The sequence below is a fragment of the Levilactobacillus koreensis JCM 16448 genome, assembly GCF_001435525.1.
Lineage (GTDB): Bacteria > Bacillota > Bacilli > Lactobacillales > Lactobacillaceae > Levilactobacillus > Levilactobacillus koreensis.
In genome coordinates, this window is sequence record NZ_AZDP01000014.1 from 1 (window position 1) to 10,345 (window position 10,345).

The 10,345-nt window shown below is 48.0% G+C and carries 9 protein-coding genes; 6 read left to right on the top strand and 3 right to left on the bottom strand.

Going from position 1 to position 10,345, the window contains the following annotated elements:
• Both FC99_RS00640 and FC99_RS00645 read right to left on the bottom strand, forming a co-directional pair.
• Positions 1 to 1,225: tyrosine-protein phosphatase (locus FC99_RS00640; protein ID WP_191982034.1), on the bottom strand; the 1,225-nt coding region annotated here is incomplete at its 3' end.
• Between the two features lie 161 nt (positions 1,226 to 1,386).
• Positions 1,387 to 2,400: an NADP-dependent oxidoreductase gene (locus FC99_RS00645; protein WP_048733580.1), complete on the bottom strand. Its 1,014-nt coding sequence runs from the start codon at positions 2,398 to 2,400 to the stop codon at positions 1,387 to 1,389.
• Between the two features lie 164 nt (positions 2,401 to 2,564).
• On the opposite strand from FC99_RS00645, the gene FC99_RS00650 reads away from it, so the two are divergent.
• The 3 genes from FC99_RS00650 to FC99_RS00660 all read left to right on the top strand — a co-directional run bounded on the left by FC99_RS00650 (position 2,565) and on the right by FC99_RS00660 (position 4,358).
• Complete coding sequence (locus FC99_RS00650) at positions 2,565 to 2,903, top strand: ArsR/SmtB family transcription factor (RefSeq protein WP_048733579.1); 339 nt, start codon at positions 2,565 to 2,567, stop codon at positions 2,901 to 2,903.
• The gene (locus FC99_RS00655; protein ID WP_048736312.1) at positions 2,900 to 3,583 is read left to right on the top strand and encodes a type 1 glutamine amidotransferase domain-containing protein; all 684 of its coding nucleotides are present in this window, start codon (positions 2,900 to 2,902) and stop codon (positions 3,581 to 3,583) included. Before FC99_RS00650 ends, FC99_RS00655 begins: the two co-directional genes overlap by 4 nt.
• Before the next feature lie 238 nt (positions 3,584 to 3,821).
• The gene (locus tag FC99_RS00660; RefSeq protein WP_048733577.1) at positions 3,822 to 4,358 is read left to right on the top strand and encodes a histidine phosphatase family protein; all 537 of its coding nucleotides are present in this window, start codon (positions 3,822 to 3,824) and stop codon (positions 4,356 to 4,358) included.
• Between the two features lie 154 nt (positions 4,359 to 4,512).
• Here the strand turns inward: FC99_RS00660 and FC99_RS00665 are convergent, their stop codons facing one another.
• Positions 4,513 to 5,871, bottom strand: coding sequence for an FAD-dependent oxidoreductase (locus tag FC99_RS00665; RefSeq protein WP_048733575.1), 1,359 nt, complete (start codon positions 5,869 to 5,871; stop codon positions 4,513 to 4,515).
• Positions 5,872 to 6,059: 188 nt separating this feature from the next.
• Here FC99_RS00665 and FC99_RS00670 point away from each other — a divergent pair, with 188 nt between their 5' ends.
• The 3 genes from FC99_RS00670 (at position 6,060) to FC99_RS00680 (ending at position 10,179) form a co-directional block, all read left to right on the top strand.
• On the top strand, positions 6,060 to 6,752 hold the full coding sequence (locus FC99_RS00670; RefSeq protein WP_048733574.1) for an EAL domain-containing protein: 693 nt from the start codon (positions 6,060 to 6,062) through the stop codon (positions 6,750 to 6,752).
• A 169-nt stretch (positions 6,753 to 6,921) separates the two neighbouring features.
• Positions 6,922 to 7,779, top strand: a complete 858-nt coding sequence (locus FC99_RS00675; protein WP_048733572.1) for an AAA family ATPase — start codon at positions 6,922 to 6,924, stop codon at positions 7,777 to 7,779.
• Between the two features lie 519 nt (positions 7,780 to 8,298).
• A complete protein-coding gene (locus FC99_RS00680) occupies positions 8,299 to 10,179 on the top strand; it encodes a hypothetical protein (RefSeq protein ID WP_156166910.1) in 1,881 nt (626 codons plus the stop codon).
• The last annotated feature ends 166 nt before the right edge of the window (positions 10,180 to 10,345 follow it).

The following is a 10,345-nucleotide window of genomic DNA, read 5'->3' on the forward strand; positions in this document are numbered from 1 at the left end:
GTTTCACGGCACTTGGAATAGAAGGTTTCTCAGGTCCTGGTTTCACGGCACTTGGAGTAGAGGGCTTCTCAGGACCTGGTTTTACAGCGCTTGGAATAGAGGGTTTCTCAGGTCCTGGTTTCACAGTACTTGGAATGGAGGGCTTCTCAGCTCCAGGTCTCACAGCACTTGGAATGGAGGGCTTCTCAGCTCCAGGTTTCACAGCACTTGGAATAGAAGGCTTCACAGGTCCTGGCTTCACAGTACTTGGAATGGAAGGCGTTTCAGAACCAGATGTTACATTGTTTGGTCCAATTGGTTTTTCAGTTGGCTTGGTCATTCCAGAAGCGACTAAGTACTTGGCCTTCAGGGCGTCTTGTTGGGCTGCGCCGAAGTTTAGCCCATCCTTACTAGTGATGTAGTTTTCCATGCCACCAAAGCGCTCATCAATCTGACTAAAGTAGGTCTTAAGCCAATCGTAGTTGACCTTCTTATCGACATAATTGTTGGACATCAAGTAGTCGTTAATGATGTCTTGATTACTCATTCCCAGGACAGACATTAAAATGACCGTTGCGATTCCAGTTCGGTCGTTACCGTGTTTACAGTGGTATAGAACGGGAGCTTCAGCAGACAGCAGATCAGTTAAGAAGTCGTGATAGCCGGTTAATGCGGTAGGACTAAACGCGATTGAGCCACCATTTTTTCGATTGTAGTGATCGACCCCGGATAGAGCATCGTCATCCTCTTGGGAGTAAATAGAGTCGTCTTTAGACTTACCTTGGCCAATAGGTGCATCAATCTTTGAAAGGTGGGCTTGGGGTGTTCTTAGATCAATGATTAGGCCAATTTTGAAGCTTGCAAGTTTAGCGGCATCCTCGTTATTAAGCTTCGTTAGCTGTGCCGAGCGAAACAAAGTTCCGGGTTTGATCTTCTTAGTTTTGTCCTTAGTTAGATAACCGCCTAAATCACGAGTGTTGGCATTGTATCCTTTTTTATCTTTTGACAGTGCGATTCGTGAGCCAGGTTGTCCATTTGCTGGTACGGGGGGAAGGGCCATGGCTTCTGGCATCTTCGCACCATTCATAATTGGCGCTAAGTCTGGATCAACTGGGTTGGGCGCGTTGGTTGCCGGCTGGTCAGTTGGAATCGTTGCGGCCAGGCTAGTTACGACTGGCGTTCCCATACCCATTAGCGTCAGGGTCAGCATGCTAAGACTTAAAGTGCGGTGTAGGTGATGAGTCATCGAAATCCTCCAGTAAGTGGTACGTGTATTTTGGCTACTGTTTTAAGGATAGCGAACGTACGTAAGGATTTGATGGCCAGCAGGTATGGCTTTTGTAAATGATTTATTTTTTTAATTTTGAAAACGAGTTATACACTAAATTAGCACCCAACACATATGGGCTACTCCCCAATTCGCACGACAATTTTTCCCTGGGCATGTCCTTTTTGCGAGTATTGTAGAGCTTGCGCTAGCTCCGCAAAGGGAAAGACTCGGTCCACGACTGGTCGTAGTCGATTAGACTCAATCAGCCGAGTCAGTACCATCAATTCCTGATGGCTGGGCCACATGTAGAGAAAGCGATAATGTACCTGTGTTTGCTTTTCTAAACGATGTAGTCGTTGGGTCGCCAGTCGAAATAGCCACTGTTTCCAACGGGGGAGACTAAATTCTTTGGCGAAGCGCTCGTTTGGTAATCCGGTGATGCTCACAACCTGGCCACCTGGTTTGACGATGCGGAAGGCTCGTTCCAACTGCTTTCCACCGAGGGTATCAAAGACGGCGTCGTAGTTCGTTAATATGTCCGCAAAGTCTTCGTGGTGGTAGTCAATCACGCGATCTGCACCCAGTGATTTCACAAAATCAATATTCTTCTGACTAGTTGTCGTGGTCACCTCCGCACCCAACTCCTTAGCGAGTTGAATGGCTAGCGTGCCAATCCCACCAGCGCCGGCCTGAATCAGAACTTTTTTTCCTGGTTGGAGGTCCATCAGGTCGTGGAGTGCTTGATAGCTGGTTAATCCAACTAAAGGAATTGCGGCCGCCTCCTCATAACTGAGGTTAACAGGTTTGAGCGCAATATCAGCTACATCAGTGGCAAAGTATTCCGAAAACGTACCGATCCGCTGTTTGCGTGGCCGACCGTAGACGGCGTCACCTAGCTTAAACTGTGTGATCTGCGTTCCCACGGCCACAATTTCACCAGCAAAGTCATTGCCAATGATCAAGGGCATTTGGTACTTGAGGAGCATTCTCATTCCGCCCGCCATAATCTTCAGGTCGACCGGGTTGATACTAGCGGCCTTGACCTTAATGAGGACGTCGTTTGGCTTGAGTAGCGGGATGGGGACGGATTCGATAGTTGGGGCCATTTGCTTATAGTGCGTAATCAGTGCTGCTTTCATCGTTTTGGGCATGATGTCTGCTCCCTTTTGAATTGTTTATATTTTTAAACCAATAAACGACATATTAATCGAACAATTTTAAAATGTCAACGGATAAAACGCCTGAATACAAGTGTTTGACATCGGAAATATAAAATGGTTTAATGGTTTAAAATGATGAACTAATGGAGGGGAATATGTCGAACTTAACGAAACTCAAACACGAATTTACGAAGTCTAGTGATTTTCTAATCGCCTTGGGTGATCAGAAGCGGCAGGCTATCATCATTTCGTTGCTTGATCAAAAGGTGGTTCATCGTGGCTTACAGGTAACTGATCTGGTCGGCGTTACCGGACTATCCCGGCCAGCCGTTTCGCACCATTTGAAAATTTTAAAAGAGGCTAAGCTAGTCGATTATCGGCGTGAGGGGACGAAAAACTTCTATTATCTCACCCACCGGACGACTGAGATTGATAAATTGAGTACCCTACTTGATCACGTTAAGGAGATTATGAAATGCAATCAGCAACTATGAAAAAAATCTTGATTGTGCTAACGAATACGACCCGTTATGGCACGACTACGGATCCCACTGGTTTATGGCTAGGAGAGGCAACCGAGTTTGCGCTGATTTTGCAGCAGGCGGGGTATCAGGTGGACTACGTGAGTCCCAAGGGCGGTTTTGTGCCGTTGGACCCCCGGAGCATGAAACACACGGACGATGAGGTCATGGATTTCTACGAGTCTGCCGATTTTCAGCAACGCGGCTTAACTGCATCGCTTATGCCAAACCAGGTGAACGCGGCCGATTACGCGGCAATTTACTACGCGGGTGGTCACGGCGTTATGTGGGACTTCCCAGATAACCAAACATTGCAGCATTTAGCTGCCGATATTTATGAAAATGGCGGGTTCGTCACGTCAGTCTGCCACGGAATTGCCGGGCTGTTGAACGTAAAATTAGCTGACGGAGCTTACCTGATTGCTGGGCGGAAGATTACTGGTTTTACCAAGTCCGAAGAGATCTTAGCGGGCAAACGGTCAGTGGTTCCCTTCTTCAATCAAGTCGAGACCGAGAAGCGTGGCGCCAAGTTCAGCAAGCATCGCGCTTACAGTGAGTATGCCGTTCAAGATGGCCAGTTGATTACGGGACAGAATCCATTCTCAGCTAAGGCGGTCGCTCGGTTGCTGGTCAAAAGTCTGAGTCACAAGTAGTTGTGGGAAGACATCATTATGGGGCTACTGGTGAAAAATTCAGTTGCAAAGAGAATAGATGAGGTTGGCTCGACTGATTTTCGGGCGTCCGTCTACCCTCAAAATGTCAGCAAGAGGCGTCAGGATAGTCATATAGAATTGGTTAGTCTCTAGTTGGAGCTCTTCTAAACTGAGAAACACACTTTTTTAGCTATAGAGAGAATATGAAACAGTCGGATTGCGACAAGGAGAGATGCAAATGGTAGTCATTGATTTTGTTCGACATGGTGAGCCAGATGTTAGCATTCACGATGATCGATTACGCCCACTCACAGCCAATGGACAACTGCAAGCCGAAGCAGTAGCCGAAAAGTTAAAGCAGAGCGGATATACAGAAATTTATAGCAGTTCCACACGGCGGTCCTTGGATACGGTGCAACCATTGGCAACCTTATTAGGTATGAGGGTTCAAGTAACCAATGAGTTAGTAGAAAGACGGTTACCGGGATGGTTACCAGATTTTTCAGATTATGTTAAACGGCAATGGGAGAATATGAATTTTACGTTACCTGGAGGGGAATCTATTCATCAAGTGCAGGCAAGGTATTTGCACTTCATGGAAGGATTACCTGGTGGCTATATAGCTGTTGGAACACATGGTACAGCGCTTAGTAGTGTCTATGAGTTAGCCTATCCAGGACAGGGCTATGAATTTTTTCGGACGCTTCCTTTTGCAGCAATAGTTCGAGTAACGATGCAAGAAGGTCATTTAGTTTCAGTTCAAAAAATAACGTAAGCGTGTTACCCCTGAAACAGGGCTGCGATATAATCAAATTCGAAAATGGTCGAGTGAAACTAATACTGTACAAATCGTTAATTCAAAAAAGCGAGTCACCAACTTTTCATTGCTGGTGACTTGCTTTAGATATTTTCTATTGAATTGTAGCCATTTAAGTTCGCAAATACCCTTTTTCCTGGTTCACAGCCAATTGGCCAGCCAAGTTCAGGTAGTTATAGGTGTCGTTAAAGTTTGGCGAGAACAACATGTCCAGAAAGGCCAGCTGGTCGATCGTGCCGTTATTCTGAATTAAGGCAGAGACCGTATTGGCCGCCTGAGAGACGTCGTGTTCGCACATCAGTTGGGCCCCCAGAATCTTCCGCGTATTCCGGTCGTAAACCAATTCCACCGTGACCGGGTAGGCGTCCGGCATGAATTCTGGTCGGTAGGGACCTTCATAGACCACACTAGCCGCATTTAACCGCGCTGCCTTAGCTGCTGCTAAGGTCATTCCCGTGCAGGTGACCGTGTAGTCAAAGATCATCATCCCAGTCGTAATCTGGGTGCCAATCGTCCGCAGCCGGCGCTCGAAGGTGTTGATCCCGGCTAGCGCACCTTGGCGAATCGCATGCGAAACCAGTGGGGCATAGGCATCTTCGCCCGTTGGATTGTAGTGGCACATGGCGGCATCGCCAGCCGCTAAAATATCGGGGTCGGACGTTTGCATGTAATCGTCCGTCAACAGGGCGCCATTTTTCGCCATGGCCACTTGACCCTGCAACAGGTCGGTTTGGGGAATCATGCCGGCACTAATGGCTGCCATATCCACTTCGTAATCCTGGCCGTGTTCCGTGTTGATCAGGAGCTTACCGTTTGGCGCGTCCTTAAAGGCCGTCACCTGAGTATCAGTCAGCAAATGGACGCCGCGTTTTTTCAACACATCAGCGACCTTGTCGGCTATCAAAGGTTCAACGTACGCGTTTAATAGGTTGCTTGGGCGTTGAATCAGGAGTACCTCGTGGCCCGAAGTCACGTAACCTGAGGCCAACTCGACCCCCACGTAGCCGCCACCAATAATGGCGATGCGCTTGGAATCTGGGGCGTAGTCGCACAGATCATGGGCCTGGTCATACGTTTTACATAGTTGGACCTTGGCGTTTTCAATGCCGGGGATGGCCGGAATTGCCGTGATCGAGCCGGTGGCCATAATTAATTTGTCATAGGTTGTATTCGTTAGCTTCTTCGTCAATAAATCTTGGACCAGCAACGTGTGGGCCTTAGCATCAACGCGCACAACGTCGTGGTTGACCTTCATGTGCACGCCCTGCTTCACAAAGTCCTCGGGGTCGGCGTAACGGGCATCTTCAATGGTTGTAATTGTGCCTTCAAGTTGTAAGTAAGAAGCGCAAGATAAATATGAAATTTCAGACTGGCGCTCATAGACGGTAATGTCTGCGTCGGGGTAGTAGGTCAATATTTCTTTGACGGCGGCAATCCCCGCATGGGTGCAGCCAATAACGACGACTTTCATAGGTTAATCATTTCTTTCTGCTATTAGTTAACTTAGTATAGCATATATTTTACAAAGAAATCGCGGGTTAAACTGTTTAGGGGGTCACTTTCGCGAAATTGAGTATTTCTTTCTGTCATTAATTAACCTAGTATAGTGTACTACGCTTAAAGATAATTTATTACTTAATAGTTAAGGGGGAACGCTTATTGACACCAGTTTATCGTTTTTTTGTTCAGCCGCAAATTGATACCGCCACCAAGACGGTCTTCGGCTACGAACTTTTAATGAAGCAGTTAACGCCGGAAGGGTGGCGTCTGCCTAAATCTTTTGTGGACATTGATCCCCAGATTACGGCCGACCTGCTGGTTGAAACGACGCGCGTTTTGTCGCTCAAGGTCCGGTACTGTTCGGTCAACGTCAGCCGCGAGCAGTTGATGACGACCTCAATCGCTAATGCGATCATTAAGAGTCAGGAGCAACTGTATCCGACAAAATTAGTGGTTGAACTGACCGAAGACGATGGCCCGCAGGAGTACCAGACCCACGACCTGATTCCACAGCTACAGTCCTTTTTAGACCGTGGCATGGAATTATCGCTTGATGATGTTGGGACGGGGGACAACTACTTCTGGGAGATTGAAGAACTGCTGCCATTGGCTTCTGAAATTAAGTTTGCCCTGCAGAACTTTAACCAGCAATTCAAGGACCCGAACATTCAGCAGAAGATTCGTTTTTGGCGAGCCATCAGTGCCGAATACGGCTTGCGAATGGTTCTGGAAGGCATCGAAGATCAAGCCGATAACCGGTTGAGCAAACGTTTGGGGATTCGTCTCAAGCAAGGCTATTATTTCAGTCGGCCGCAATTGTTACGGCTACCGGAGGATACATACTCAGCGTAGTATAGGAGACGCGCGCATCAGCCGCCGCGTCGTGAGAATTAGAGAGAGAATAAATTTGCCGACACTGATGTAGCTGTCGGATTTTTTGCGTTGGCTGAGGTCGCCTTAGCGTGGTGCTGCCGTTACCAGTCTGGTACCATAGAGGTAAAGGCCCAGAGGAGGATGGCGGATGCTCTATTTAGAGGACTTTACCTTAGCAAGTGAAAATGATGAGTGGGACTTCTTCCTGAAGCAGAAGAGTCGGGCGTTTTCGGACTACTACCCCTTTCAGCTGTTTCCAGATAAGCAGGTGCCAACGCTACAGTTTGAGCCAGTGACCATTTTGTACGGGGACAACGGGTCTGGCAAGTCGAGTCTGCTCAACATCATTGCTGAGAAGCTCGGCTTAACGCGGGGGACGTTATATAATCGATCGAGTTTTTTTGAAGACTACCTGACGCTCTGCGACTATACGATGCACGTGCCGTTACCAGAAAAGTCAGCCATCATGACCAGTGACGAGGTCTTCAATCACATGTTGAACCTGCGCGCGCTGAATCAAGGCATCGACGACAAACGGGAGGACATTTTTAAGGACTATCTAGATCACAAATTCGGCGACTTTCACTACCGCAACCTGGATGATTATGATGAGTTGCGAAAGACACTGGAGGCCCGGCGCAAGACGCAATCGCGCTACACGCGGGAGCACCTCCAGAAAAACGTCACGGAGCGGTCCAATGGGGAAAGTGCCATGCAGTTTTTCGCCCAGTGGATCCAAGACAATCAGCTCTATCTACTCGATGAACCCGAGAACTCGCTGTCACCCGCGCGACAGCAGGAGTTGGTCCGGCTATTAGCGGACAGTGCGCGGTTCTTTGGTTGCCAGTTTATCATTGCGACCCATTCACCATTTTTGTTGGCGCTGAAGGGTGCTAAGATCTATGACCTGGACACGGTGCCGGTCATAACGAAACGCTGGTATGAGTTGCCGGAAGTCCAGGTGTACGCGGAGTTTTTTGCGACAAATCGGGATAAATTTAACTAGCGAGATTGATTTCAATCGCTACGTAGTCCGTGATTTAGAGAAGGTCAAAGGAAAACTGGGATCTTCGTTCTGGCGTTGACCATTCCCACCAGAAGAATGTGAATTAAAAATAAGACACGAAACCAAGGATCGGTTTCGTGTCTTATTTTTTGTCCGATTAATGATGGCATAAGTAATGGTTGGCAAAGATAATTTACCTTTTTAATGGTATTCAGGTGTAAATATAAGTATAATATAACCAGACAAATATTAGAATATGTAACGTTTGATAATATGAGCGCGTCTGAAGCTGATAAACATAGTAGATACCATCTTAATAGTCTTTATAAGGTAGTGTGTAGGTAAATCAATGACTAAATAGTTAGTATAAAAATCATAGTATAAAATAGAACTAACGCTAATAGAACCGATAAGTAAATGATTGAGGCCACCCGTTGCATCCTTTCAGGATAGTCAATAGATGACCACCTCAATAAAGTCGCTAGGGCATCACGGCCTGTGGGAAGGGAAGGTTGGACGATGATAAATAAGAAATGGCAGGGACTCTTGGCAATAATGTTAACGGTAATGACGCTTGGATTGGGTGGGACTCAGGTCGTCCATGCAGCCACCACGACCACCATTCCCGGAAAGGGTAAGCCCAGTGCCAATGCCACCAGTGTCTTAGGTTTTTACATGAATACGGGATTTAGCCTGCAGCCGGAGGACCAATACGTTGTCGTGAACAAGCCGACGACGCTGACAACAGCAACCGGGCACACGGTTCTGGACGCCATAAACGTATTTGCAAACGATTACTTTCAGTGGTACACCTCGACTGACAAAGGGGCCACCTGGACGACGGTGAACGCGGGGATCAAGGCCAATCTGACCGTAACGCCCACCACGGTTGGGACGACTTACTATCAGCAATCCTTTCAGTACTATTCGGGGCTAATACCGCCAATATTAGGGACGACCACGTATTACTCACGCGTCGCTGCTGTGACCGCCGTTCCGTCGCCAATTCCGGCAACGAAACTTGACGTGACTGCGGACAGCAACTATCTGTATAACAACCAGTCCGCGGCCACGACCACGACAGTTGATGCCACGCCGACACCGGTTAATGCGACCGGCCACGTCACGTGGAGCATTGACAACACGAGTCTAGCGACTATCGACAGTACTACCGGGGTCGTCACGGCGAATACCGATGGCAAATCGGGTAAGGTTACCGTCATAGGAACCATGACCAACGATGACGGCTCAACCGTTAGCGGGCAGACCGTTATCGAAATCGGTGGGGGGATCGATGACCAGACTGTCGATGAGGGAAAGACTGCCACCTTTAATATTTTGGGGAATTTTGACGCAGACCCAACGTCAGTCGTTTGGCATAAAATCGATACTGCCGGGAACGATACCGTTGTGGCGAATGGCACCAGTCGTAGTTATACGACGCCCGTGACGACTGCGAAAAATGATAAAGAAAAGTACTACGCGGTCCTAACCTTGGGAACGGGGAGTAAGACGGATACGATCACGACTAACAAGGCAACGTTAAACGTCAACATTAACCGGACGCCTAACGTGACGTTTAAGACTGGTGTGGAGAATCTGACGGATAATGCTGGCAACACGGACAATGCCGTCACAAACATCACGAGTGGTGACACCGTTAAAATCTCTGGGACGATCACGGAAAATAACGTCAATTCTAAGTTATATGATGGCGATCTTATGTTGAAGGTGCCAGCTAACATTAAAAACACATATTTGACCATCGATGGTGAGAATCAGGCTTACTCGGTGGCGAGTGTTAATGGTGACACCTACATTGTCGCCAGTGGACTTGATTTCGAAACGGAGAAGACGCATACCTTTTCATTTAAATTCGATTCGATGGAGACGAAAAATCTTAACTTTACTGCCGATGTTGAGATTCAAGGCTATGACAGCAGTGGGGCGGATCTTGGTATCTTCAAAAGTGGTGGCATTACCCTGGGGTTCATAGATGGCCAGCTAGAAGCCACGGCCCACGCGGTAGACTTTGGGACGCTGACCTATGACAACGTCAATCAGGAGATCACGGGAAACGTGGTTGACGGCGCCGATTTACTCTCCGTGACGGATAATCGACGGGACAAGGCAGCAATGAGCATCACCCTGCAGCAGACGACGCCTTTCAGCAATGGGAGTCATAACCTGGCAGCGACTCTGAGTTATGACAATGGCGAAGAGTTATTACCGTTGTCGGGTGAGGCGCAAGTTGTCGCTTCGAGTGCTAACGATTCGTCGGTACCTTCACTGGGAACGACGACGGGCGCCTCACTGAAATTGAAACTGGCAAATGCAGCTATCGTGCCAGGGAGCTACTCGTCGACGCTGGTCTGGACGATAACGGATGCACCGTCATAATAAGGATTAGAAATGGTCACCATTAGGTTGGTGGCTATTTTTTATGCTACAACTAAAGGTTGAAAGATGAAATACCTGTCTCGCCCCAGTATCAGCAAGGATTCGAACCATTAAGATAGTGTGAAATTGCCGCACTCCGGCTGCCAGGGATTCCGCCTGCTGTGGG

What these genes read in the sequence shown, in the direction of transcription:
- FC99_RS00645 (WP_048733580.1), bottom strand. Translation starts at nt 2,400, where the DNA reads ATGCCCAAAACGATGAAAGCAGCACTGATTACGCACTATAAGCAAATG.
- FC99_RS00650 (WP_048733579.1), top strand. Translation starts at nt 2,565, where the DNA reads ATGTCGAACTTAACGAAACTCAAACACGAATTTACGAAGTCTAGTGAT.
- FC99_RS00655 (WP_048736312.1), top strand. Translation starts at nt 2,900, where the DNA reads ATGAAAAAAATCTTGATTGTGCTAACGAATACGACCCGTTATGGCACG.
- FC99_RS00660 (WP_048733577.1), top strand. Translation starts at nt 3,822, where the DNA reads ATGGTAGTCATTGATTTTGTTCGACATGGTGAGCCAGATGTTAGCATT.
- FC99_RS00665 (WP_048733575.1), bottom strand. Translation starts at nt 5,871, where the DNA reads ATGAAAGTCGTCGTTATTGGCTGCACCCATGCGGGGATTGCCGCCGTC.
- FC99_RS00675 (WP_048733572.1), top strand. Translation starts at nt 6,922, where the DNA reads ATGCTCTATTTAGAGGACTTTACCTTAGCAAGTGAAAATGATGAGTGG.
- FC99_RS00680 (WP_156166910.1), top strand. Translation starts at nt 8,299, where the DNA reads ATGATAAATAAGAAATGGCAGGGACTCTTGGCAATAATGTTAACGGTA.